This is a genomic window from Serratia sp. JUb9, from assembly GCF_014298095.1.
Taxonomy (GTDB): Bacteria; Pseudomonadota; Gammaproteobacteria; order Enterobacterales; family Enterobacteriaceae; genus Serratia_B; species Serratia_B rhizosphaerae.
The window spans coordinates 1731454-1755597 of record NZ_CP060416.1 but is presented as its reverse complement, the minus strand read 5'-3'; the positions used below and the strand labels follow the sequence as shown (position 1 = coordinate 1755597).

Here is a 24144-nt window from a genome sequence, read left to right as displayed (position 1 = left end):
CCCGTCCCGCGCTCCGCGCTCAAAATAACGGCCGCACAGAGAAACATACTATTAACATAGCAAGGGAGCGAATGTTACAATGGCGCATGATTTTTCATCAGCTGCACCAATAAAACCGTTAACGTCGTTTTCATCTATATTCTTGCCGTCTTATCGGAGACAAGCATGGGCAATATATTTTCCATCCTTTCCTCCGTATGATGGATACATCTGATATCCGGGATATCACAATCGTGCGGCGCATTTCCGCCGTATAACGGTTTTATCTCTGCCTGTCGCAGCCACCAGAAGGAAGTACCGCTATGAGCGAAATCCCCCTGGCGCCAGGAAAGCGCCTGTCGCAAATCCGTCAGCAGTTAGGCCTGTCGCAGCGGCGGGTCGCCGAGCTGTCCGGCCTGACCCACAGCGCCATCAGCACCATTGAGCAGGACAAGGTCAGCCCGGCGATCAGCACGCTGCAAAAACTGCTGAAGGTCTATGACCTGTCGCTGTCCGAGTTCTTTGCCGAACCGGAGCGGCCGGATGAGCCCAAAGTGGTGATCGAGGCGGAAGACCTGATCGAAATCGGCAGCCAGGGCGTTTCGATGAAACTGGTGCATAACGGCAGCCCGACGCGTAACCTGGCGATGATGCTGGAAACCTATCAGCCCGGCTCCACCACCGGGGAAAAAATCAAGCATCAGGGTGAAGAGATTGGCACCGTACTGGAGGGCGAAATTATTCTGACGATTAATGGCCAGAGCTACCCGCTCAGCGCCGGCCAGAGTTACGCCATCAACACCGGCATCCCGCACAGCTTCAGCAATACTTCGGCCCGCGAGTGCCGTATCATCAGCGCCCATACCCCTACCACCTTCTAAATCTCTGCCCTGCCTGCGCCCTCTTCTGCTGAAGAGGGCCGCCGTATTGCTGCCTACGTCTCTGCGCCACGCACTGCACCGTATCAAAAACCCTGATCAAATATACAAATGATACGGATTATCATTTGCATTTACATTCTCTATTATTTCCTTACAATAGCCTCACGTTTTCACGCGGGCCATTGAATTCCCCGGAATTTAATGGGTTTTCATTTGTACTTACTCTTTTGGCAGACAACGTTGTTCTGCCGCTCTGGGCCAGGAATTGCTATTTCATGGAAAAGCCAAGCTATAACAAACTCACCGCATTCATTATCGCCGCGCTCACCAGCCAGGCCGCCCTCGCCGCCGATCCGGAAAGCGCGCAAGACACCATGGTGGTCACCGCTTCTGGTTTCCAACAGAAGATCCAGGATTCCGCCGCCTCCATCTCGGTGATCCCACGTCAGCAGATCGAAAATAAAGCCTATCGCGACGTGACCGACGCACTGAAAGACGTGCCGGGCGTGGTGGTCACCGGCGGCGGCAGCAGCAGCGATATCAGCATCCGCGGCATGTCGTCCAAATACACCCTGATTCTGATCGACGGCAAACGCGTGGATACCCGCGGCACCCGCCCTAACAGCGACAACGCCGGGATTGAGCAGGGCTGGCTGCCGCCGCTGGAAGCCATCGAACGCATCGAAGTGGTGCGCGGGCCGATGTCCTCGCTGTACGGCTCCGACGCGATGGGCGGCGTGATTAACATCATCACCCGTAAAACCTCCACCACGCAGGGCTGGCGCGGCTCGGTGCACGCCGACGCCACCTTCCAGGAAAACCGCGACTCCGGCGACCTGTACCAGACCAACGCCTACGCCTCCGGCCCGCTGATTGAAGGCCTGCTCGGCCTGCGCGTCAACGGCCTGCTGTCCCACCGCGCCGAAGACAAAATCGTCAACGGCTATAATGAACAGCGCATGCGCAGCGGTACCGCTGTCTTCAGCCTGACGCCGGATGAGCAGAATGAGTTTGAGTTTGAAGTCGGCCGCTCGCTGCAGGACCGCAACAGCACGCCGGGCAAATCCACGGCGACGGAAAGCTGCCGCAAAGGCAGCTGTAAACCCAACCAGCCAAGCGACAGCCTGTATACCCGCACCAACTACTCGCTGACGCACAACGGCTATTACGATATCGGCAATACCACCAGCTATATCCAGCGTGAAGAGACCAACAACCCGGGCCGCAACATGAAGATGTACAACACCATCTTCAATACCCAGAATCAGTTCGCGCTGGGTGACCATATGCTGAATATCGGCGGCCAGTACCGCTATGAAAAACTGAGCGACAGCGGCAACCAGCTGGAATCTGCGCAGGGCGTCAACCAGCTGACCCGTTGGAGCTGGGCGCTGTTCGCCGAAGATGAATGGGCAATGACCAATGATTTCAGCCTGACCAGCGGCATCCGTATGGACCGCGACCAAAACTACGGCAGCCACTGGACGCCGCGCCTGTACGGCGTCTGGCATCTGGCCGAGCAGTGGACGCTGAAGGGCGGCGTTTCCGCCGGCTACCGCTCGCCGGATCTGCGCCAGTCGTCAGCCAGCTGGGGCCAGGCCACCGGCGGCGGGTCGAGCAAAGGCATGATTGTCGGCAACCCGGACCTGAAGCCGGAAAAGAGCCTGAGCGAAGAGATCGCCCTGCTGTGGGATAACCAGCAAAATCTGAACGCCGGGATTACCCTGTTCAACACCGACTTCAAAGACAAGATCACCGAAGTCAGACGCTGCGAGGATGAGCCGGGCTGCTCTCTCGGCGGCACCGATTACGACTTTATCAGCGACCGCGTCAACGTCGACAAGGCCAATATGCGCGGTGTAGAAGCCACCGCCGGCTGGAAGATCGCCAAAGACTGGCAGCTGACCGCCAACTATACCTATACCGAATCGGAACAGAAAAGCGGCCAGTTCCAGGGCCAGCCGCTGAACCAGATGCCGAAACATATGTTCAACACCGTGCTGGACTGGCAGGCGGCGCACGATCTCGATGTGTGGACCCGCGTCAACTTCCGCAGTAAAACCTCGGAGTACCTGAGCCGCACCTCGATGGCCAAAAGCACGCCGTCCTATACCTTTGTCGACGTCGGCGTCAGCTATCAGGCGGCGAAAAACCTGCAGCTGACCGGCGGGGTATATAACATCCTCGATAAAACCGTGGATTACGAGCACTACAACACCACGCTGGACGGCCGTCGCTATACCGTAGGGATGAGCTATAACTTCTGATGGTAATATCAGGCTCGGCAACGGGCCTTTTTATCGCGTATTGATCTCCCTTGTCCCATCAGAGAGGAACAAAAATATCAGTCGGGGGAAAAACTAACCAAGGCGGCGCAAATCGCCGCCAGTACGAAAAACAGCATGCTTGACAACCAGAGGTAATACAACTTATGCACCCAACCAGTTAGAGCCGTAGGTTGAGACTTGATAAAACGATAAGCGGCCAAAGGTATGTTTCCACCATCATCCATACGAACACTATTTCCCGCCAATAAACGTTTAAAGTATAAAGCCATAGGAAAACAACCAAAAAAACCAGCCAGTGAAAAGAAAGCGTAAAGGCCAGGGAAAGAAAAACCATTAGCCTTGTATAGCTCAATCAGCTCCGTATATTTTTTCTTTTTGATACCAAAATAAAAAAATGAACAGATAAACAGCGCGATAGCCAACCACGCAAAAATAGCACCTACTGATTTAGCGTCAAGCTCCATATTGCCACCTTAATTATTTAGAAAAGCAAATCACCCATTGCTTCCCCAGCTTTACCACCAGCATAACCTGCAACTAAAGAGCCAATAGCAGCACATGCAAAGCCTCCGACACCTGCGGCGGGAGCGCTGATCGCACCTAAAGCAATACACACCCCCGTTCCAGCAAAAGCCCCGGCGGTTCCTCCGCCAATAGAACCAATGGTACTGAGTCCGAATTTCGAATATTCCCGAACAGCTACCTTCGGACATTCTTCTTTACGTCCAACGGTACAGGAGTGAGTTACTTCATTAGTTGTATTCGCAAAAGAAAGCCCAATCCCGACATATCCCCCGGCTTTTAAAAATTTAGCCGCTCGAGCTGCGCTATCGAGGTACGTTGAATAACCCTTTATCGCACCGACACCTACCGTTGACCACTCATGCACTATTGATTTACTTGATAAATTAAGTGCTCTCTTCATGCTTTCATAAGGCATTATCTTTACTGCCCTTCGGGTCAGCTGTTGCAGAACTGGTTTATTAATTAATCCTTTCAATTCATTAAATAAAGCCGCCCGTTCGACATAGAATTGTTGACTAACAAGGGTTCCCTGAGAACGGTATTGGTTCTGATAGCTTATTTCAATTTTCCTCAGAGCGTTTTCAATATGAGAAAAATATTTATTCCCAGCATCACTGACTGTTCCAAAAAGTTTATCTCCAACGCTTGTCAATGCAGCAATAACTCCATAGTTTTTTTGTAAAAACCCAGACTCATCACAACTTAATTCATTGATATTTCTATTTACATGCTGTTTTGCCAATCGTAAAAGCCGTAGTGTATTCTGTGGGATATCTCTGGCGGGGTCAGCAACAATTAAAACTTGCCCTGGTTTCAGCCATGGAGAATCTGCATTTAGCTGCATGAATAGCTTCGATGCTGAAGACATACGATGGCGAAATAGCATATTTGTCTGGAAGGATAATGTCCCTGCCTGCTCGACAATACAGTATCCCGGGGCTAAAAAACGCGACATATCATACCTCCTTGTAATGGATAATTACTAAAAGTATACATGGCTAGTAACACACCAGCCACCGATCACAGCAACCATTTAATCCCTGTATTACCCATGGTTAATCTATAAAGAATAATACTATTTAATATCATAATCCCGGAGCCAGTATAACCTTTAATGGTCACTTTCAAGATAATCAAATCACCGGCGCCTTCACCAACCCATCAATCAATACCTGCGGCGTTCCCTGCGAGCAGCGCTCGATACGCCCGCGCACGCCGTACACCTGCGCCAGACTTTGCGGGGTGATCACCGCCTCCGGCACGCCATCGGCAATCAGGTCGCCGTCCTTCAGCATCAGCACATGGTCGCCGTGACGCAGCGCGATATTGATATCGTGTACCACCACCACCGTGACGATATTACGCTTGCGGGTTTCACGCCGCACCAGATCCATCACGTGGAACTGGTAGTTCAGATCGAGCGCGCTCAGCGGTTCATCCAGCAGCAGCAGCGAAGGCTGACGGATCAGCGACTGCGCCAGCCCCACCAGCTGTTTCTGCCCGCCGGAGAGTTGGTCCAGATAACTCAGGGCCAGATGGGCGATCCCCAACTGTTCCAGCAGCGCCATCACCTCGGCTTCGCTGCCGGCATTGCTGCGGCCGCCGGACGCGCGCTGGGCGACGATAATCGACTCCAGTACGTGCAGATGCACCCCGGCCGGCAGTGACTGCGGCAGATACACCACCTGTTCGGCGCGACGGGCGAACGGCATCGCCATCAGATCGTTATCATCCAGCCACAGCTTGCCCTGCGCCGGGTTCAGGCCGGCCAGCGAACGCAGCAGGGTCGATTTGCCGCTGCCGTTCGGCCCCAGCAGCACGGTAATATCGCCGCGCGCCAGACGCGGCACCGACAGGTCGTTAATCACCGGGCGTTTGGGATAGCCGGCGGAAAAATGCTCAATGCGCAGCCCCTGGCTCATCAGACGTTCCCCCGGTGACGCAGAATAATGCTGAGGAAGAACGGCACCCCCACCAGCGAGGTCACGATGCCGACCGGAATAATGATGCCCGGCACCAGGTTTTTCGACGCCACCGAGGCCATCGACAGCACCAGCGCGCCGATCAGCGCGCTGGCCGGTAAATAGAAGCGGTGATCTTCACCAAAAATCAGGCGCGCGATATGCGGCGCCACCAGGCCGATAAAGCCGATCGGCCCGACAAACGCCACCGCCAGCGCGGAGAGAATGCTGATGCGCAGCAACGTGGTCAGTCGCAGACGGCGTACGTCAATGCCGAAGCTGACGGCGCGGTCTTCACCCAGACGCAGCGCGGTCAGTTTCCAAGAGCTCATCATCGACAGCGGCAGCAGTACGGCGAACACCGCCAGCAGGATGCCCAGCTTTTCCCATGAGGCGCGCGCCAGGCTGCCCATGGTCCAGAACACCAGCCCCTGCAGCGTATCCTCGCTGGCGATAAACTGCATCATCGACACCAGCGCGTTAAAGGTAAACACCAGCGCAATGCCGAACAGCACCACGCCGGAGGTCGCCACCCGCGTCCAGCGGGTGATGCCGTCCAGCATCAGCGCCGCCAGCAGCGCAAAGATAAAAGCGTTGGCCGAAATAAACCACTGGTCCGGGATCCCCGGCAGGCCGATGCCGAGCACGATCGCCAGCGCCGCGCCGAAGGCCGCCGCCGATGACACGCCAAGGGTAAAGGGACTCGCCAACGGGTTGTTCAAAATGGTCTGCATCTCCGCCCCCGCCAGCCCCAGCGCCAGGCCGACCACCACCGCCATCAGCGCATAAGGCATGCGGATGTCCCAGACGATCACCCGCGTGCCGGCGTCGGCGCTGGCCGGATGAATCAGCGTCTGCCACAGGCTGGATAAGGACAGGCCGGACGGCCCCATGGTGAAATCCAGTACCAGCGAAGCCACTATCGCGATTCCCAGCACGCCCATAATCAATAAACGGTGGCGGAGGATATGCTGATAACGCCCCATAACCTGGACGCCGGATTTGCCGCTCGCGTCGGGTAAAGGATCGGTGGTTACGCTCATGATTTCGGGTACCTGTTACGACGACATCACCGCCCGCGGCGGCGATAAAAGAATCTGGAAAGCATCATTTCGGGGATGCTGCGGACGTCAACAATAGAGCAAACGATAATACTTATCAATCACGTCGATGACTATGCCGCGTGAGGAGGAATTTGTAACGATGTATGCATCAGAAAAGGAAAAATGTCAGGCGGGACAAAGAGTAAAAGAACGCGGCGCATAACGCCGCGTTCCGCAACAACCCTTATTTAAACGTCGGGAATTCCATATCGCGGTACTTCACGAAACGGCTGCCGCGCACCAGCTTATAGCCGAACCAGATGATCAGGAACAGCGGAATGCCGATATAGGTGGCGGTAACGCCGTACCAGTCGATCTTGTCTTCCAGGAAGGCCTGATAGTTCTGCCCCAGCGTGATGATCAGGCACAGAATAAAGGCAAAGACCGGGCCCAGCGGGAAGAAACCGGAACGATACGGCAGCGCATTCAGATCATGCCCCTGCAGCATATAGCCGCGGCGGAAACGATAGTGGCTGATGGCGATCCCCAGCCAGGCGATAAAGCCGGTCATACCGGAGGTATTAAGCAGCCACAGGTATACCGACTGGTTGCCGAACATTGAGCTCAGGAAGCACAGCGCGGCCACCACCGTGGTGGCATACAGCGCGTTGCGCGGCACGCCGCCTTTCGACAGTTTACCGAAAATGCGCGGCGCCTTGCCCTCACGCGCCAGGGTAAACAGCATACGCGTCGAGGCGTACATGCCGGAGTTGCCCGCCGACAGCACCGCCGTCAGGATTACCGCATTCATCACCGCCGCCGCCGACAGCAGGCCGGCATGCTGGAACACCAGCGTGAATGGGCTGACGCTGATGTCTTTGACATCGTTACGCAACAGGCTCGGATCGGTATAAGGAATAATCAGGCTGATGATCAGGATCGCAAAGATATAGAACAGCAGAATACGCCAGAACACCTGACGCACCGCCCGCGGGATGTTTTTCCCCGGATCTTCCGACTCACCGGCAGCGATGCCGATAAGCTCAGTCCCCTGGAATGAGAAACCGACAATCATCGCCACGCCGATCATCGCCGAGAAACCGCCGGCAAACGGCGCGTCGCCGATGCTCCAGTTCTGCCAGCCGGCATGCTCACCGCCTTTCAGAATGCCGACAATCATCAGAATGCCGATGATAATAAAGATAATTACGGTGGTGACCTTGATCAGTGAGAACCAGTATTCCGCTTCGCCGAACCCTTTTACTGAAATGTAGTTCAGCAGGAACATGACGCCGAGGAACAGCGCGCTCCAGATCCAGCCCGGCGTATCGGGGAACCAGTAGCTCATCACCAGCTGCGCGGCCACCAGGTCGACCGCGATGGTCACCGCCCAGTTGTACCAGTAGTTCCAGCCCAGAGCGAAGCCGAAGCCCTCTTCCACATATTTGGCGCCATAGGTGGAAAACGAACCGGCCACCGGCATAAACGCCGCCAGTTCGCCCAGGCTGGTCATCAGGAAGTAGACCATCAGGCCGATCAGCGCATAGGACAGCAACGCCCCGCCGGGGCCGGCCTGTGAAACGGTAGCGCCGGAGGCGACAAACAGACCGGTACCGATAGAGCCGCCGATGGCAATCATGGTTAAGTGCCGCGCTTTTAACTCGCGGCGGAGTCCGGGTTCTTGCTGCCCCGATGTTTTTATATCCTGCTGAGCCATTCTTACCCTATCTGCTCGTCCAAAAATTGAGGGCGGATTGTAGCAAATACCCGCCGGCGCACTAGTAACATTCCAGTGATATAAGATAGCTTCATAATTCAGAGGCAATTATTAGCAACACCCCTAATACCCTGACTTCCTGTCAGTTATGTGACGCAACACAGATTTTTATGCTTCGGCAGGCGGCAAACAGTAGCTGAGAAAACGCTGCAGCGCGTTGGAGATATGCTTCTGGCGATGATGGATCAGATACAGGGTACGGATCATCGGCGGCAGCGGCACCGGCAGTTCCACCAACGCGCCGCTCGCCAGCTGTTCGGCGATCACCCGGCGTGACAGACAGCTGATACCGATGCCATGACGCACCGCATGTTTGATGGCCTCAGAGTTGCCCAGCTCCATCACCAGTTGGAAATGCGGCAGATGCGCCAGCAGCAGATGGTCCAGCACTTCACGCGTTCCCGAACCGCGTTCGCGCAGGATCCACGGCGCTTCGGCCAGTGCCGTCAGGGTCAGCGGCTGCCGGGTCAGCGGGTTGTCGGGCGCGGCAAACACCACCAGCTCATCCTCCAGCCAGGGCTGAGTCACCAGTTCCGGCATATGGCACGGCCCTTCGATCAGCCCCAGGTCAACGCGAAAATCCGCCACCGCGCTAATCACGTCCTGACTGTTGCCGACGTTCAGCTCCAGCGGCGTGGCCGGAAAATCCTGCCGGTAGCGCGCCATCATCGCCGGCAGCATATAGTTGCCGATGGTGCTGCTGGCGGCAATGCGCAGCGCCCCGCCGTCGTGGCGAAACAGTTGCTCAATCTCACCCGCCTGTTCCAGCAGCGCCAGCGCCTTGGGATACAGTAGACGGCCGTGCTCATTCAATACCAGCCGCTTGCCTACCCGGTCGAACAGCTGCACGCCGAGTTGCCCTTCCAGATCGGCCAGCGCGGCGCTCACCGCCGACTGGGACAGCGCCAAGACCTGCGATGCCTGCGTTGTGGAACCGCTTTTCAGCACTTCGGTGAAGACGGCCAACTGACGTAAAGTGATATGCATAACGGTCCCGATAAATATTAATTAAGCATTGGGCGGCACGGCCAGCACTATAACAGTGCTGCACAATAGCCAGGTAAAAGTCTTATACCTGTTTCTAGTTTACACACTGCCCTCTCCTTCTACCACTTATTCAGATTGATTATAACCATATAATCAATTTCTCTTTTATAGCGCCACGCCCTACTCTTGTCCGCAGAGAATCAGAGAAAGGACCTGAGCAATGGCGACTGAAACAACAACAACCTATCCTGAACGGCGCTTCCCGTTATTGGGCCTGCCGCGTCTGGTGCCCGGACTGGCACTGACCGCCACGTTAACCGCGCTCGCCGTCTGGGCGGGCGACGTACCCTGGATAGCCGGGCTGGGCCTCGGCGCGCTGACGCTGGCCATTCTGTTTGGCATCGTGATAGGCAATACGCTGTATCCCTGGCTGCAACCCAGCTGCCACGCCGGCGTACAGCTGGCGAAACAGCGCCTGCTGCGTCTGGGCATTATCCTGTACGGCTTTCGTTTAACCTTTCAGCAAATCGCCGACGTCGGCGCCACCGGCATTCTGATCGACGCGCTGACGCTGAGCAGCACCTTTCTGCTGGCCTGCTGGCTGGGTAAAAAGGTGTTCGGCATCGACAGCCAGACCGCCATGCTGATCGGCGCCGGCAGCAGCATCTGCGGCGCGGCGGCGGTGATGGCCACCGAACCGGTGCTGAAAGCCGAATCCAGCAAGGTAGCCGTTGCGGTATCCACCGTGGTGGTGTTCGGCACGCTGGCGATCTTCGCCTACCCGTGGCTGTATCATTTAAATCTGCAGTACCAGTGGCTGCCGTTCAGCCAGGAAACCTTCGGTATCTATACCGGCTCGACTATTCATGAAGTAGCGCAGGTGGTGGCCGCCGGTCACGCCATCGGCCCGGACGCCGAAAACGCCGCGGTAATCGCCAAGATGATCCGCGTAATGATGCTGGCCCCGTTCCTGCTGCTGCTGTCAGGCTATATCAGCCGCAGCAGCGGCGCCGGAAAAGCGGAAAAATCCGCCATCACCATCCCGTGGTTCGCCGTGCTGTTTATCGCCGTTGCCGGGTTCAACTCCTTCAACCTGCTGCCGGCCGCGCTGGTGCAGCAGTTGATTACCGCCGACACCTGGATGCTGGCAATGGCGATGGCGGCGCTGGGCCTCACCACCCATATCAGCGCCGTACGTCAGGCGGGGGTCAAACCGATTCTGCTGGCAACCCTGCTGTTTATCTGGCTGATTGTCGGCGGCGGCGTGATTAACCAGGCCGTGCAGCATCTGTTCTAATCGCCTCCCGGCAGGTCCGTAATTCGGGCCTGCCCCCTTCCTGCCATTCAAACCGCCGTCCATCAATGCCATAATGGCAGTGCGACACCCTCGCCGGTTCGACCGCTTCGCTCAGGAGACGGCAGGAACTGGCGCGGGGTTAACACAGGAGATTGCAAATGAAGTTTGTCGGTGCACATGTCAGCGCGTCAGGCGGCGTGGATCAGGCGGTTATCCGCGCACACGAATTAGAGGCGACCGCGTTCGCCCTGTTCACCAAAAATCAGCGTCAATGGAAAGCAGCACCGTTGTCTGCCGAAGTTATTGATAAATTTAAGAGCGCCTGCGCGCGTTATGGCTATGGCCCGGGGCAAATTCTGCCGCACGACAGCTATCTGATTAATCTGGGGCACCCGCTGACCGAAGCGCTGGAGAAGTCCCGCGCGGCCTTTCTCGACGAAATGCAGCGCTGCGAACAGCTGGGGCTGACGCTGCTGAACTTCCACCCCGGCAGCCATCTGATGCAGATTGATGAAGACAAGTGTCTGGCGCGCATCGCCGAATCCATCAATATCGTGCTGGATCAGACTGAAGGCGTGACCGCGGTGATTGAAAATACCGCCGGCCAGGGCAGTAACCTGGGGTTTAAATTCGAGCATCTGGCGGCGATCATCGACGGCGTGGAAGACAAAAGCCGCGTCGGCGTCTGTATTGACACCTGCCACGCCTTTGCCGCCGGCTATGACCTGCGCAGCGAAGAAGCGTGTGAACACACCTTTAAGCAGTTGGGAGAGGTGGTCGGCTTCAACTATCTGCGCGGTATGCACCTGAACGATGCGAAAAGCGAGTTCAACAGCCGCGTTGACCGCCACCACAGTCTGGGAGAAGGCAATATCGGCAAAACGGTGTTCAGCTATATCATGCGCGATGCGCGCTTCGATAATATTCCGCTGATCCTTGAAACCGTCAATCCCGATATCTGGGCGGAAGAGATTGCCTGGCTGAAAGCCCAGCAGTAACCGGCCGCAGCGATAAAAAAACCGGAAGCCAAAGGCTTCCGGTTTTTTATGGCCGCAGATCTGACTCAGGCTTCCGCTTTCACCGCCACGTCGGCGCGTTTGACCAGCGCGTAGGAAATACCCGCCAGCAGCGTGCCGGCAACGATCGCCAGCAGATACATCAGCACCGGTGAAATCGCGCCCGGGATCAGCAGGACAAACAGGCCGCCGTGCGGCGCCATCAGCTTGGCGCCGAACATCATGGACAGCGCGCCGGTCAGCGCACCGCCGGCGATGCAGCACGGCAGGACGCGCATCGGGTCACGCGCCGCAAACGGAATCGCCCCTTCACTGATAAAGCACAGCCCCAGCACCAGCGCCGCCTTGCCGCCTTCCTGCTGCGACTTGTCGAATTTACGCCGCGCCAGCAAGGTCGCCAGCCCCATTGCCAGCGGCGGTACCATGCCCGCCGCCATAATGGCCGCCATCGGCGCATAGACCGAGGAACTGAGCAGCGCCACGCCAAACGCGTAGGCCGCCTTGTTGACCGGGCCGCCCATATCGGTGCACATCATGGCGCCCAGAATCGCCCCCAGCAGCACCGCGTTCGCCGTACCCAGCGACTGCAGCCAGTGGGTCAGGCCTTCCATGATTCTCGCGACCGGCGTACCGACCACATAGATCATCACCAGACCGGTGATCAGGCTGGCAAACAGCGGAATGATCAGGATCGGTTTCAGCGCTTCCATACTCGGCGGCAGACGCAGCTTGCCGCTGATGGCTTTGGCGACATAGCCCGCCAGGAAACCGGCGATAATCCCGCCGAGGAAGCCGGCGTTGGTGCTCACCGCCAGCATGCCGCCGATCAGGCCCGGCGTCAGGCCCGGACGGTCAGCAATGGAGAAGGCAATATAGCCGGCCAGTACCGGCACCATCAGCGCCAGCGCCGAACCGCCGCCAATCTGCATCAGCGCCGCCGCCAGCGTGCCTGGCTCTTCAAACGCCTTGATGCCGAACATAAAGGACAGCGCAATACACAGGCCGCCCGCCACCACCATCGGCAGCATATAGGAGACCCCGGTCAACAGGTGGCGATACGGCCCGTTGCCCTCTTTCTTCTGCGCACCGGTAGACTGGGCGGCGCCGCCTTTCTGCGGCTGAAACACTTCCGCTTCCGCCAGCGCCTTGTCCAGCTCCTGCGCGGTTTTCTTCAGCGCCAGCCCGGTAGAGGTGCGGTACATCGGCTTGCCGGCGAACTTGTCCAAATCCACTTCGATATCAGCGGCTACCAGCACCAGATCCGCCTCGGCCACCTCTTCCGGCGTAATGGCATTGCCGGCGCCGACGGAGCCGCGGGTTTCCACTTTCACCCACCAGCCACGTTTCTTCGCTTCGCTTTCAATCGCCTCGGCGGCCATAAAGGTGTGCGCCACGCCGGTCGGACAGGCGGTCACCGCCACGATACGTTTTTGTCCGCTGGCCTGCGCCGCAACCGGCGCGGCGGCCGGCGCCTGATACGGCGCCGCGTCGCGTTTGGCCTGCGCCAGGAAGGCGTCGGCATCACGCACCGCGTGTTCAACATCGCCCAGATACACGGCCTTGCCGCTCAGCGCTTCGTCCGCCGGCACGGCCGCCCCGGCGACCACCACCAGTTCGGCCTCCGCCGGCGCATCAACCAACTGCAGGCCGGCTTTGGCCGCCGCAGCGCTGAGCATGCGTTGCGCCAGGTGCCCGCGCGCCTGCCCCTGTGAACTGTCAATTATCAGCAGCGTTTTCATTCTGCCTCCTGCTATTGATTAAAAGGTTTCAGGTCGACGCGCGCCATCATCGCGGCCAACTGCGGACGATCGGTGATGCCTACGTTGCTCTGGCTCACGGCCAGGGCGGCGACCGCGGTCGCCAGGCGCAGGGTGTGCTCGCTGGATTCGCGCATCAGCAGGCCGTAGATCAGCCCGCCAACCATCGAATCGCCGGCACCGACGGTGCTGACCACTTCGCAGGACGGCGGCTTGGCGATCCATTCGCCGGAAGCGTTCACCCACAGCGCGCCTTCGGCGCCGAGAGAAATCACCACGTGAGCGATGCCCTGATCGCGCAGCGCATGCGCCGCCTCCACCACATCCTTCAGCGTCGGCAGCGGGCGGCCGGCCCAGATTTCCAGCTCGCGGCGGTTAGGCTTCACCAGCCACGGCGACGCTTTCAGCCCGGCGACCAGCGCCTCGCGGCTGCTGTCGAAAATAATGCACGGACACTGGGCGCGCAGGCGGGTCATCCAATCGGTAAAGGCTTCCGGCGCCACGCCGGCCGGCAGGCTGCCGCTGACCGCCACCATATCGAACTGGCCGAGCCAGCTCAGGGAATCCGTCACAAAACGTTCCCAGTCCTGCGGCGTCACCTCAAAGCCGGAAAAGTTAAAGTCGGTCACTTCGCCGTCTTTTTCCGTCAGCTTGACGTTAATGCGGGTGCGGCCCGGCACCACCTGAAAACGGTTGGCGATGCCCAAATCGCTGAACAGCAGTTGGAAGCCGTCCTGATTATCTTTGCCGAGGAACCCGCCGACGGTCACGTCGATGCCCAGATCCTTCAGCACCTTGGCTACGTTAATGCCTTTGCCGGCGGCGTGCAGACCGGCGGTTTTCACCCGGTTGACTTCGCCGCGCTCAATCTCGGGGCAAAAGCCCACCAGATCGTAAGCCGGGTTTAACGTAATGGTTGCGACTCTTCTGCTCATGCCACACCCTCGCCCAGTCCGCTGCCGATGGCTTCACCAATCGCCGTCAGCGCCGCTTCAGCATCTTCTCCGCTGGCGGTAAAGCGCAGGTGGTGACCTTTCTTCACCCCCAGCGCCACCACTTTCATCAGGCTGCGTCCATTGGCCGGTTTACCGCTGCCGTCCAGATTAGTGACGGTAATATCGCAGTTAAACTGTTTGATCACGTTCACCAAGGCGGTGCCCGGACGGGCATGCAGACCGTGTTCGTTACGAATCACATATTCGGCGGTCAGCACTTCGCTCTGTTCCTCCACCTCACTGGTCAACAACGCCAGCACGCCGGCGGCATCCGCCTTCAGCAGACGTTCAGCTTTTTGCGCCAGCAGCAGATCGCTGAGGTAGTTCAGCACCGTCAGCGGCTGCTCATCGGCGACCGCCACGGTCAGCAGCAGCGCTACCGGCTCGCCGTCTTCGGTAAACGCCTGTGCCGGGCGGCTGACCGTCGCCGCGCTACTCAGGTTGCCTTCGTTGCTGTCGCTCAGCCAGATGCCCTGCCCCAGATTCAGCGGCTTGCGGGTAATCACATCGCTGACGAAGTTTGCGTCCACCGCGCCAATCTTTTGCAGACGACCGGCGTTCAGCGCCTGCAGCGTCATCAGGCTGTCGGCGCTGACGTCCAGCGCAATCAGCGAAGCGTCAAACTGGAATTCAGCCGCCTGTTTCTCGCCCATCAGCAGGCTGCGCAGCTCTTCCGCGCTGGTGGTCTGCGCCAGCTGCTGCGCAACGTTGTCATCGCTCAGCACATGGGTCAACTGACGCAGCAGTGCCAGGTGCTCATCGGAACGGGCGGCGATGCCGATCACCACATAGGCGGTCTGACCTTCACCCCACTCAATGCCCTGCGGATACTGAAAGACCTGTACGCCGGTGTTCAGCACCAGATCGCGCGTGTCGGTGGTGCCGTGCGGAATGGCAATGCCGTTACCCAGGTAGGTGGAGGTTTGCAGCTCGCGCTGCAGCATGCCGTCGACATAGGCGGCGCTGACGCAGCCGGCCTCGGTCAGTGCGGCCGCCACCTGCCGGATGGCATCCTGTTTGCCGCCGGCGGCGGCGCCCAAGTGGATGTCTTGCTGTGACAACTGGAACATGGTTCTCCTCTCCTGCTGAATTGAATCGTTTCAGCTTTATTGAGAAAAAGGAGCGTTATCTATCGAAAAACAATCGGTCTGATAACGCTGAAACGTTTCAATCAATATGTGAGGAGCACTAGCTGAAAGCAAGCTTTGCCGCGTTTGATATGATAGATTTTTGAGCTTACGCACATTTTTCCCTCGCTCCGCACGCGCGAACGGGCGGAAAAGGCAAATTGCTGAAGTTTAGCTGAAGGAGAAAAGCATGGCGGTGTTAACGGGCATCGGGGTGATTATCGTCAACCCACAGGGGGAAGTCTTGGTGGGCAAACGCTGCGGCAGACACGCGCCCTACTGGTCGATTCCCGGCGGCCATCTGGAGGCCGGCGAAAGCTTCGAACGCTGCGCCCAACGCGAAGTGGCGGAAGAAACCGGGCTGCATATCGCTACACCGCAGTTTGTCGGCGTATGCAATAACCTGCAAACCTGGCGCGAAGAAGGCAAACACACCGTATCCATCTGCCTGGTCACCGCACACCCCGGCGGCGAAGCGGTGCTGAAAGAGCCGGAAAAGTGTGCCGAATGGCGCTGGTGCCGGCCGGAGGCGCTGCCCGAGCCCCACTTTGAAGCCAGCCGCATGGCGATCTACCTCTGGCAGCACCAGCTGGCCTACCACGCCCCACGCTGATCGCCGAACATCACGCTTTGGCAACAAATCCGTGATACCCGCGCCATCTGTTTCGTCACCGTTGTTCACAACAGCGTGATATATCAGCGATATATCGCGCTGCTTTTTCCTGAAAGTGTCACTTTTACCGCTAATAACCCTAATGTGTTAGGTGACTTTAATGATAACCTTTATAATCTCGCGGTTATAACGGCCGAAAGAGCCGGTTTTCAACGCGTTTTTATCGGGCATTTCATCATTATAAGCGGGTTTACTATGAGCAAAAAACTGACGAACAATGAAAAGCGACGCCGGTGGGGATGGTTATGGCTGTTACTGCTTGGCATTGTGCTGGGCGCGGCGCTGCTGGCCGCCACCGCCACCGTGTTCCATAAAACCAGCGACAGCGAATTTTGCGTCTCCTGCCACAGCATGCAGCAGCCCCTGGCGGAATATCAGGGTAGCGTACACTTCCAGAACCCTAAAGGCATCCGCGCCGAATGCGCCGACTGCCACGTGCCACATCAACCCATCGACTATTTATGGACCAAGATCCGCGCGGTCAAAGATATTTATGGTGAAATGACCGGGGTGATCGATACGCCGGAGAAATACGAGGCGCATAAACTGGCGATGGCGCAGTCGGTCTGGAAGACGTTGAAGGACAATGATTCCGCCACCTGCCGCTCCTGCCACAGCTTTGACGCCATGGACATCACGGCGCAACGCCCGGAAGCGCGTCTGCAGCATCCGGTCGCCATCAAACAGGGCGAAACCTGTATCGACTGCCATAAAGGCGTCGCCCACATTCTGCCCGATATGAGCGGCACCACCCAGGCTGGCGCAGCCGAACTGGCGCAGGCTGCAGCGGCAAGTTCGCCAAGCGCCACCACGCTGTACACCATCGCCACCGAGCCGTTCTTCCTGCAGCCGCAGGATAGCCACAACGCCGGCAACCTGATGCCGTCCACCGAGGTGCACGTGATCAAACAGGACGGCGACAAGGTGCTGGCCCAGGTCGACGGCTGGCAGCAGGACGGCGTCAGCGAGGTATTTTATGCCGCGCAAGGCAAACGCATCCTCAGCGTATTGCTGGGTGAAGAGGCGCGTAAACAGCTGAAAACTAGCGATACCCTGACCGATGCGGAAACCGGCCTGGTTTGGCATCAGGTTTCCCTGCAGGTCTGGCTGCCGCGCAAGCAGCTGATTGATGACCAGCAAAAAATCTGGCGCTACAGCGCGGAGATGATGTCGGCCAACTGCACCGGCTGCCACGGTCTGACCGCCCTTGACCGCTTCAACGCCAACCAGTGGATCGGCGTAATCAAAGGCATGGCGCCGCGTACCTCATTGACGCAGGAACAATTGCGCGTGCTGACCCAGTACGTACAGAAACACGCCAGCGATATGCCACCGGCGGCCAAGTCTTAAGGGAGATACGAAGATGAGCAAATATTTACAACAGCCGTTAACCCTCAGCCGCCGCCGCTTTCTGACCGGTGTCACCGCGCTGGCCGCCGCCCCGCTGCTGGCGGGCCTGTGGCCAAAATCCGCGCTGGCGCAGGCCATCAGTCAGGCTCTGCCGCAATTTACGGCGCTGCGTCAGGCGCAGAAAGGCATTCTGACCGGCGCCCACTGGGGCGCCTTTGAGGCCATCGTGCAGGACGGCAAAATGGTCGGCGTCCAGCCGGTAAAAGACGACCCTTACCCGAACGAGCTGATCGCCATGGCGCCCTATCAGGTGCATGCGGAAAACCGCGTGAAATACCCGATGGTGCGCAAAAGCTGGCTGGAAGGCGGCCCCGGCAGCCGCACCGATCTGCGCGGCCATGACGAGTGGGTGCGCGTCAGCTGGGAGAAGGCGATTGAGCTGGTGTGCGGCGAAATCACCCGCCTGCAAAAAGATCACGGCCCGCAGTCGATCTACGCCGGCTCCTACGGCTGGAAGAGCGTCGGCATGCTGCACAACAGCCGTACGCTGCTGCAGCGGCTGATGAACCTGACCGGCGGCTTCCTCGGCTATGCCGGCGACTATTCTACCGGTGCAGCGCAGGTGATCATGTCGCACGTGGTCGGCTCGATGGAAGTTTACGAGCAGCAGACCACCTGGCCGAACGTGGTGGAGCACAGCCAGCTGGTGATTCTGTGGGGCTGCAACCCGATGGTGACGCTGAAAAACAGCTGGAACGTGCCGGACCATTACGGCCAGACCGGTTTTGCCGCGCTGAAGCAGAAAGGCACCCGCGTCATCAGTATCGACCCGGTGCACAGCGACAGCGCCAAATTCGTCAATGCGCAGTGGATCGCCCCACGTCCCTATACCGACGGCGCGATGTTGCTCGGCATCGCCCACACCCTGCTGACGGAAAAGCTGCATAACGCCGACTTCCTGAACACCTATACCGTTGGCTTTGACAAATTCAGCGCCTACCTGCTGGGCGATGACGACGGCGTCGCTAAAACTGCCGACTGGGCCGCCGATATCTGCGGCGTGGAAGCCGAGGCGCTGCGCCAACTGGCGCGCGATATGGCCGGCCACCGCACCATGATCATGGGCGGCTGGGGCATTCAGCGCCAGCACCACGGCGAACAGCAGCACTGGCTGCTGGTGACCGTGGCGGCAATGCTCGGCCAGATCGGCCTGCCGGGCGGCGGCTTCGGCTTCAGCTATCACTACTCCTCCGGCGGCAGCCCAACGGCCAAAGGCGGCATCGTCGCCGGGATTTCCGCCGGCAACGCCCCGCGCAACTCGCCGACGCCGATTCCGGTGGCGCGCATCGCCGACTGCCTGGCCAATCCGGGCAAAACCATTCAGTTCAACGGCGCAGACGTCACCTATCCGGAAGTGAAGATGGTGTATGTGGCGGGCGGCAACACCTTCCACCAGCATCAGGACACCAACAATCTGATCAAGGCCTGGCAGCGGCCGGACACCATCGTGGTCAACGAACCGTACTGGACCGCCACCGCCAAATATGCCGATATCGTACTGCCGGCCACCACCAGCTATGAGCGCAACGACCTGGAAATGGGCGGCGACTATTCGCAGCTGTATGTGTTCCCGATGCACCAGTGCGTACCGCCGCAGCACGAGGCGCGCAGTGATTTTGATATCTTCGCCGCCATGGCGGCCAAGCTGGGCGTGCAGGAAGCCTTTACCGAAGGCAAAGACGAAACCCAGTGGCTGAAAGGCATGTATGACGATATGAAACAGCAGGCGCGCAACGCCCGCGTCGCCCTGCCGCCGTTCGATATGTTCTGGCAGTCCAACAACTATGTGCGCTTCCCGGTGCCGGAGGCCAACACCCAGTGGGTGCGCTTTGCCGACTACCGGGAAAACCCGCTGCTGAACCCGCTCGGCACGCCGTCCGGCAAGATAGAGATCTACTCCGACGCCATCGCCAAAATGCACTATCAGGACTGCCGCGGCATGCCGAGCTGGATGCCGCCGCACGAATGGTATCGCGGGCCGGAAGCGGAAAAATACCCGCTGTCGCTGAATACCGCGCACCCGGCCAACCGCCTGCATTCGCAGCTCGATAATACGCCGCTGCGCCTGAAACTTGCCGTGGCCGACCGCGAAGCGATCATGATCAACCCGCAGGACGCCAAGGCGCGCGGCATCAGCGAGGGCGATCTGGTGCGCGCCTTTAACGACCGCGGCCAGATCCTGGTCGGCGCGCGGGTCAGCGAAGACGTGCGTCCGGGTGCGGTGCGCATCAGCGAAGGAGCCTGGTTCGATCCGGCCGATCCGTCGCAGCCTGGCTCCCTCTGCAAGAACGGCAACGTCAACTGTCTGACGTTCGATATCGGCACCTCCAGCCTGGCGCAGGGCAACTGCGGCCAGATGGCGCAGCTGGAAATCGAGAAGTATCAGGGAGAACCGCCGAAAAACACCGCGCATGCGGTGCCGGCCGGCGCCTGATGCGGCATTAGAGGGCAGAGAATCACGGGGCGCTGGTGACGGCGCCCCGTTTTTTATCTGCCGCACACTGAACATGTTAAGGGGCGGTGTCCGCCTCCAGGCGAGTAAGATAGATCAGCGCCTCATCCCGGCTGTCGGCGCACATCTCGCGGCTGGGCTGCAGACCGGCGCAGACTTTCGGGCGCAATGGCGAGTGGAACAACCCGCAGCGCAGGCGCTCATCCAAATGGATACAAGGAGTATTGGCCGGCTTGCCATCCGGCATGCCCGGTATCGGGCTGGATATGGAAGGCGCGGTACAACAGGCCCCACAATCAATACGGCATTCCATACGCAACTCCCAGTAACGGTAAAGGCGCGACGATACCAGAAGCGCCCCGGCAGCGATACAGCCCCCTGAGTTTTATTGCGCGGATGGCGGCGGCGCGCTGCGTCGGCATCCGGTAACCACTGCGGGCACAATGCGATGTCAGCGCCGCTGACTCGGTTCGGTATGCAAGATAGCGCCAGGTTGCCCGCCAATCATGCACTCTTTATGCGTAATAAGCCCTTTACATGCACCTCACCACCGCGTACCATCACGCTAGTACAAAAGAACCAGCGCGCTAAACGGCCACACCAGGAGCCAGTATGTCTGCGGACAGTATCCAGAAAATTTCCCGCCCCTCAGTACTTGGCGGCGCCATGATCATTGCCGGCACCGCCGTCGGCGCCGGTATGTTCTCCATCCCTATTGTAACTTCCGGCGTATGGTTCAGCGGTTCGGTCGCGCTGCTGATTTATACCTGGGCCTGTATGCTGATTTCCGGCCTGATGATCCTGGAAGCCACGCTGCACTACCCGGCCGGCGCCAGCTTCCATACCGTGGTCAAAGATCTGCTCGGCAACGTCTGGAGCGGTATCAACGGCCTGTCGATCGCCTTCGTGCTGTATATTCTGACCTACGCCTATATTTCCGCCGGCGGCTCGATTATCGCCCATACGCTGGGGAACAGCGTCGGCGCGGGCCAGACCGGCGCCGGCCTGGTGTTTGCCGTGCTGGTGGCCTTTATCGTCTGGCTGTCGACACGCGCCGTCGACCGGCTCAGCACCATTCTTATCGGCGGCATGGTGATTACCTTCGCGCTGTCGGTCGGCAATATGTTCACTCAGGTACAGCCGGCGGTGCTGTTCGATCTGCATAACAGCGACGCCAGCTACATGCCGTATGCGCTGGCCGCGCTGCCCTATCTGCTGACATCGTTCGGCTATCACGGCAACGTGCCGGGGCTGGTGAAGTATTACCATAAAGACAGCCGCGCGGTGGTGCGCAGCCTGGTGTACGGCACGCTGCTGGCGCTGGCGATTTACATCCTGTGGCAATATGTGATTCAGGGCAATATCGCGCGCGACGCCTTTAAACAGGTGATCGCCGAAGGCGGCAATATCGGCAGCCTGCTGAAGCAGATGGGCAACAGCAGCAGCCAGACCGTCAGCCAGCTGCTGAACGTGTTCTCCTATATGGCGCTGGCCAGTTCATTCCTCGGCGTATCGCTCGGCCTGTTTGACTATATTGCCGACTTTTTCAAATTCAGCGACGACGGCTGCGGACGGGCCAAAAGCGCGCTGGTGACCTTCGCGCCGCCAACGCTGGCGGCCCTGCTGTTCCCGAACGGTTTCCTGTACGCCATCGGCTTTGCCGGCCTGGCGGCGACGGTGTGGGCGGTGATCGTGCCGGCGCTGATGGCGCGCGCCAGCCGCCGCCGCTTCGCGCAGTCAGACTATCGTGCGCCCGGCGGCCGCGGCATGATTGCCTTTATTATTCTGTTCGGCCTGATTAACGCCGTCGCACACTGTCTGGCGCTGCTGGGCATGCTGCCTGAATTTAAATAACCCTGCCGGCGGGACGGCGCGCCGCCCCGCCTTTTCACCGTTTTATTTTAGCGCGCGATACTTGCCTGCAAGCCGCGGCGCGAGTAACTTGTCGCAACTTCCCAAGACTCCTCACAAACAGGTTTATTTTTATGGCAAGAGCTAACGAAATTAAACGCGGCATGGCGATCAACCACAACGGTAAATTGCTGCTGGTGAAAGATATCGACGTACAAAGCCCGAGCGCACGCGGTGCCAGCACGCTGTACAAAATGCGCTTCTCCGACGTGCGCACCGGGCTGAAAGTAGAAGAACGCTTCAAAGGCGACGATATCCTCGACACCATCTCGCTGTCGCGCCGTAAGGTGACCTTCTCTTACATCGACGGTGAAGAGTATGTGTTTATGGACGAAGAAGATTACACGCCGTATATCTTCAAAAAAGAGCAGATAGAAGACGAACTGCTGTTTATTCCGGAAGGCGGCCTGCCGGGGATGCAGGTACTGACGCTGGACGGCCAGGTGCTGGCGTTGGAACTGCCGCAGACCGTGGATATGGAAATCATCGACACCGCGCCGGGCATCAAGGGCGCTTCCGCCAGCGCGCGCAACAAACCGGCGACCATGGCTACCGGCCTGGTGATCCACGTGCCGGAGTATCTGAGCAACGGCGACAAGATCAGAATTCATATTGCCGAGCGCCGCTATATGAGCCGTGCCGACTAAAAACCCTGCGTCTTTCAAGCCGCAGCGTCGTTGGCTACGTCCGCTCCCCCCAGTCACTTACTGATGTAAGCTCCCGGGGATTCACGGACTTGCCGCCTGGCTGCGACTTGAAATCCATTGGGTTTTCCCCCGACCTTTTACGGCAAGAGGTCCGGGAAAAAGCGTCGTTTGAGCGCCAACTCCACGCCGCGAATTTCCGCCAGCCCTTTCAGGCGACCAATGGCCGAATAGCCGGGGTTGGTTTTCTTACGCAAATCATCCAACATCTGATGACCATGATCCGGACGCATCGGAATCGGCCGGCGGTCGCCGGCGCGCAGCCGCCGCTGCTCTTCGCTCAGGATCGCCTCAATCACCGCCACCATATCGACATCCCCCTGCAGGTGCGCGCCCTCGTGGAAGGTTTTCGGGTTCTCTTCGCGGCAGGTGGCGCGCAGGTGGGTGAAGTGAATGCGATCGCCGAAGGTTTCAATCATCTTGACCAGATCGTTATCGGCGCGCACGCCGTAAGAGCCGGTACACATGGTGAAGCCGTTATGGAGGCTGTCGACGCACGCTTTCAGCCACTGCATATCCTCAATGGTAGAGACGATGCGCGGCAGGCCGAGGATCGGACGCGGCGGATCGTCCGGGTGCACCGCCAGACGAATGCCCACCTCTTCCGCCACCGGCACGATCGCCTGCAGGAAGACGGCCATATTCTGCCGCAGCTGCGCCTTATCAATACCGTCATACTCGGCCAGACGCGCGCGGAACTGCTCAAGCGTGTAGCCCTCCTCCGCCCCCGGTAAACCGGCGATAATATTACCGGTCAGTTTGGCGATGTCCGCCTCGCTCATCGCGGCGAAATACGCCTGCGCCTGCGTCTGTTCCTCGGCGCTGTAATCCTGTTCCGCGCCGGCGCGCTGCAGAATATGCAGATCGAAGGCGGCGAAAGCGATCTGATCGAAACGCAGCGCCTTGGAGCCGTCCGGCAATTGATACGCCAGATCGGTGCGCGTCCAGTCAAGGATCGGCATAAAGTTGTAGCACACGGTATCGATACCGCAGGCCGCCAGATTACGCAGCGACTGCTGATAGTTGGCAATGTAGCGTGCAGCATCGCCGCGCTGGGTTTTAATATCCTCATGCACCGGGATACTTTCCACCACCGACCAGACCAGCCCCTTCTCCGCCAGCAGCGCCTGACGCGCCTTGATCTCGTCGACCGGCCACACCTCCCCGTTGGCAATATGGTGCAACGCCGTCACCACGCCGCTGGCGCCTGCCTGACGCACATCATCCAGAGAAACCGGGTCATTCGGCCCGTACCAACGCCACGTTTGTTCCATACCGTATCCTTATTGCGCTTGCCGATCGCCGGTGGTGAGGCAGATCGCATATTTTAGAGAATGTTGTTATACCAACTTGCGATAGAT

The 24144-nt window shown here is 58.8% G+C and carries 20 protein-coding genes; 9 read left to right on the top strand and 11 right to left on the bottom strand.

Going from position 1 to position 24144, the window contains the following annotated elements:
- Window positions 1–302 precede the first annotated feature (302 nt).
- Complete coding sequence (gene puuR / locus HF675_RS08225; RefSeq protein WP_160030558.1) at window positions 303–860, top strand: HTH-type transcriptional regulator PuuR; 558 nt, start codon at window positions 303–305, stop codon at window positions 858–860.
- 275 nt (window positions 861–1135) lie between these two features.
- Window positions 1136–3127 carry a ligand-gated channel protein gene (locus HF675_RS08220; RefSeq protein WP_187044404.1) on the top strand — a complete coding sequence of 664 codons (1992 nt, stop codon included), beginning with the start codon at window positions 1136–1138 and terminating at the stop codon, window positions 3125–3127.
- Between the two features lie 77 nt (window positions 3128–3204).
- Here HF675_RS08220 and HF675_RS08215 read toward each other — a convergent pair whose 3' ends face one another.
- From HF675_RS08215 to yieE, 6 genes are all read right to left on the bottom strand, one after another.
- Window positions 3205–3612 carry a hypothetical protein gene (locus HF675_RS08215; protein WP_105231841.1) on the bottom strand — a complete coding sequence of 136 codons (408 nt, stop codon included), beginning with the start codon at window positions 3610–3612 and terminating at the stop codon, window positions 3205–3207.
- A 17-nt stretch (window positions 3613–3629) separates the two neighbouring features.
- Window positions 3630–4628, bottom strand: a complete 999-nt coding sequence (locus HF675_RS08210; protein ID WP_187044403.1) for a hypothetical protein — start codon at window positions 4626–4628, stop codon at window positions 3630–3632.
- Window positions 4629–4806: 178 nt separating this feature from the next.
- On the bottom strand, window positions 4807–5595 hold the full coding sequence (locus tag HF675_RS08205) for an ABC transporter ATP-binding protein (protein WP_187044402.1): 789 nt from the start codon (window positions 5593–5595) through the stop codon (window positions 4807–4809).
- The gene (locus tag HF675_RS08200; protein WP_105231843.1) at window positions 5595–6677 is read right to left on the bottom strand and encodes an iron ABC transporter permease; all 1083 of its coding nucleotides are present in this window, start codon (window positions 6675–6677) and stop codon (window positions 5595–5597) included. The genes HF675_RS08205 and HF675_RS08200 overlap by 1 nt, the downstream gene beginning before the upstream one ends.
- A 244-nt stretch (window positions 6678–6921) precedes the next feature.
- Window positions 6922–8394, bottom strand: coding sequence for an amino acid permease (locus HF675_RS08195; protein ID WP_105231844.1), 1473 nt, complete (start codon window positions 8392–8394; stop codon window positions 6922–6924).
- 168 nt (window positions 8395–8562) lie between these two features.
- Entirely contained in the window at window positions 8563–9441 is an 879-nt protein-coding gene (gene yieE, locus HF675_RS08190; protein WP_105231845.1) for a DNA-binding transcriptional regulator YeiE, read from the bottom strand.
- 220 nt (window positions 9442–9661) lie between these two features.
- On the opposite strand from yieE, the gene HF675_RS08185 reads away from it, so the two are divergent.
- Both HF675_RS08185 and nfo read left to right on the top strand, forming a co-directional pair.
- Window positions 9662–10738, top strand: coding sequence for a YeiH family putative sulfate export transporter (locus HF675_RS08185; RefSeq protein ID WP_187044401.1), 1077 nt, complete (start codon window positions 9662–9664; stop codon window positions 10736–10738).
- 158 nt (window positions 10739–10896) lie between these two features.
- Complete coding sequence (gene nfo, locus HF675_RS08180) at window positions 10897–11736, top strand: deoxyribonuclease IV (protein ID WP_105231848.1); 840 nt, start codon at window positions 10897–10899, stop codon at window positions 11734–11736.
- Between the two features lie 65 nt (window positions 11737–11801).
- On the opposite strand, the gene fruA is transcribed toward nfo, so the two are convergent.
- The 3 genes from fruA to fruB are packed head-to-tail and all read right to left on the bottom strand — an operon-like array spanning window position 11802 to window position 15576.
- On the bottom strand, window positions 11802–13493 hold the full coding sequence (gene fruA, locus HF675_RS08175; RefSeq protein ID WP_187044400.1) for a PTS fructose transporter subunit IIBC: 1692 nt from the start codon (window positions 13491–13493) through the stop codon (window positions 11802–11804).
- Window positions 13494–13504: 11 nt separating this feature from the next.
- Window positions 13505–14446, bottom strand: coding sequence for a 1-phosphofructokinase (gene fruK / locus HF675_RS08170; protein ID WP_111736755.1), 942 nt, complete (start codon window positions 14444–14446; stop codon window positions 13505–13507).
- Window positions 14443–15576: a fused PTS fructose transporter subunit IIA/HPr protein gene (gene fruB, locus HF675_RS08165; RefSeq protein ID WP_187044399.1), complete on the bottom strand. Its 1134-nt coding sequence runs from the start codon at window positions 15574–15576 to the stop codon at window positions 14443–14445. The genes fruK and fruB overlap by 4 nt, the downstream gene beginning before the upstream one ends.
- A gap of 247 nt (window positions 15577–15823) precedes the next feature.
- Here fruB and HF675_RS08160 point away from each other — a divergent pair, with 247 nt between their 5' ends.
- The 3 genes from HF675_RS08160 (at window position 15824) to torA (ending at window position 20150) form a co-directional block, all read left to right on the top strand.
- The gene (locus HF675_RS08160) at window positions 15824–16246 is read left to right on the top strand and encodes an NUDIX hydrolase (RefSeq protein ID WP_111736753.1); all 423 of its coding nucleotides are present in this window, start codon (window positions 15824–15826) and stop codon (window positions 16244–16246) included.
- A gap of 255 nt (window positions 16247–16501) precedes the next feature.
- Window positions 16502–17656, top strand: coding sequence for a NapC/NirT family cytochrome c (locus HF675_RS08155; protein WP_187044398.1), 1155 nt, complete (start codon window positions 16502–16504; stop codon window positions 17654–17656).
- A 13-nt stretch (window positions 17657–17669) separates the two neighbouring features.
- Window positions 17670–20150 carry a trimethylamine-N-oxide reductase TorA gene (torA, locus tag HF675_RS08150; RefSeq protein ID WP_187044397.1) on the top strand — a complete coding sequence of 827 codons (2481 nt, stop codon included), beginning with the start codon at window positions 17670–17672 and terminating at the stop codon, window positions 20148–20150.
- A 76-nt stretch (window positions 20151–20226) separates the two neighbouring features.
- Here the strand turns inward: torA and HF675_RS08145 are convergent, their stop codons facing one another.
- On the bottom strand, window positions 20227–20481 hold the full coding sequence (locus HF675_RS08145) for a YkgJ family cysteine cluster protein (protein ID WP_105231855.1): 255 nt from the start codon (window positions 20479–20481) through the stop codon (window positions 20227–20229).
- Between the two features lie 299 nt (window positions 20482–20780).
- Here HF675_RS08145 and mtr point away from each other — a divergent pair, with 299 nt between their 5' ends.
- Both mtr and yeiP read left to right on the top strand, forming a co-directional pair.
- Entirely contained in the window at window positions 20781–22022 is a 1242-nt protein-coding gene (mtr, locus tag HF675_RS08140; RefSeq protein WP_105231856.1) for a tryptophan permease, read from the top strand.
- A gap of 131 nt (window positions 22023–22153) precedes the next feature.
- A complete protein-coding gene (gene yeiP / locus HF675_RS08135; protein ID WP_111736748.1) occupies window positions 22154–22726 on the top strand; it encodes an elongation factor P-like protein YeiP in 573 nt (190 codons plus the stop codon).
- Window positions 22727–22863: 137 nt separating this feature from the next.
- Here the strand turns inward: yeiP and uxuA are convergent, their stop codons facing one another.
- Window positions 22864–24057: a mannonate dehydratase gene (gene uxuA, locus HF675_RS08130; RefSeq protein WP_111736747.1), complete on the bottom strand. Its 1194-nt coding sequence runs from the start codon at window positions 24055–24057 to the stop codon at window positions 22864–22866.
- Between the last annotated feature and the right edge of the window lie 87 nt (window positions 24058–24144).

Excerpts from the sequence above, each read along its gene's own strand:
- puuR (WP_160030558.1), top strand. The coding sequence starts at position 303 with ATGAGCGAAATCCCCCTGGCGCCAGGAAAGCGCCTGTCGCAAATCCGT.
- HF675_RS08220 (WP_187044404.1), top strand. The coding sequence starts at position 1,136 with ATGGAAAAGCCAAGCTATAACAAACTCACCGCATTCATTATCGCCGCG.
- HF675_RS08215 (WP_105231841.1), bottom strand. The coding sequence starts at position 3,612 with ATGGAGCTTGACGCTAAATCAGTAGGTGCTATTTTTGCGTGGTTGGCT.
- HF675_RS08210 (WP_187044403.1), bottom strand. The coding sequence starts at position 4,628 with ATGTCGCGTTTTTTAGCCCCGGGATACTGTATTGTCGAGCAGGCAGGG.
- HF675_RS08205 (WP_187044402.1), bottom strand. The coding sequence starts at position 5,595 with ATGAGCCAGGGGCTGCGCATTGAGCATTTTTCCGCCGGCTATCCCAAA.
- HF675_RS08200 (WP_105231843.1), bottom strand. The coding sequence starts at position 6,677 with ATGAGCGTAACCACCGATCCTTTACCCGACGCGAGCGGCAAATCCGGC.
- HF675_RS08195 (WP_105231844.1), bottom strand. The coding sequence starts at position 8,394 with ATGGCTCAGCAGGATATAAAAACATCGGGGCAGCAAGAACCCGGACTC.
- yieE (WP_105231845.1), bottom strand. The coding sequence starts at position 9,441 with ATGCATATCACTTTACGTCAGTTGGCCGTCTTCACCGAAGTGCTGAAA.
- HF675_RS08185 (WP_187044401.1), top strand. The coding sequence starts at position 9,662 with ATGGCGACTGAAACAACAACAACCTATCCTGAACGGCGCTTCCCGTTA.
- nfo (WP_105231848.1), top strand. The coding sequence starts at position 10,897 with ATGAAGTTTGTCGGTGCACATGTCAGCGCGTCAGGCGGCGTGGATCAG.
- fruA (WP_187044400.1), bottom strand. The coding sequence starts at position 13,493 with ATGAAAACGCTGCTGATAATTGACAGTTCACAGGGGCAGGCGCGCGGG.
- fruK (WP_111736755.1), bottom strand. The coding sequence starts at position 14,446 with ATGAGCAGAAGAGTCGCAACCATTACGTTAAACCCGGCTTACGATCTG.
- fruB (WP_187044399.1), bottom strand. The coding sequence starts at position 15,576 with ATGTTCCAGTTGTCACAGCAAGACATCCACTTGGGCGCCGCCGCCGGC.
- HF675_RS08160 (WP_111736753.1), top strand. The coding sequence starts at position 15,824 with ATGGCGGTGTTAACGGGCATCGGGGTGATTATCGTCAACCCACAGGGG.
- HF675_RS08155 (WP_187044398.1), top strand. The coding sequence starts at position 16,502 with ATGAGCAAAAAACTGACGAACAATGAAAAGCGACGCCGGTGGGGATGG.
- torA (WP_187044397.1), top strand. The coding sequence starts at position 17,670 with ATGAGCAAATATTTACAACAGCCGTTAACCCTCAGCCGCCGCCGCTTT.
- HF675_RS08145 (WP_105231855.1), bottom strand. The coding sequence starts at position 20,481 with ATGGAATGCCGTATTGATTGTGGGGCCTGTTGTACCGCGCCTTCCATA.
- mtr (WP_105231856.1), top strand. The coding sequence starts at position 20,781 with ATGTCTGCGGACAGTATCCAGAAAATTTCCCGCCCCTCAGTACTTGGC.
- yeiP (WP_111736748.1), top strand. The coding sequence starts at position 22,154 with ATGGCAAGAGCTAACGAAATTAAACGCGGCATGGCGATCAACCACAAC.
- uxuA (WP_111736747.1), bottom strand. The coding sequence starts at position 24,057 with ATGGAACAAACGTGGCGTTGGTACGGGCCGAATGACCCGGTTTCTCTG.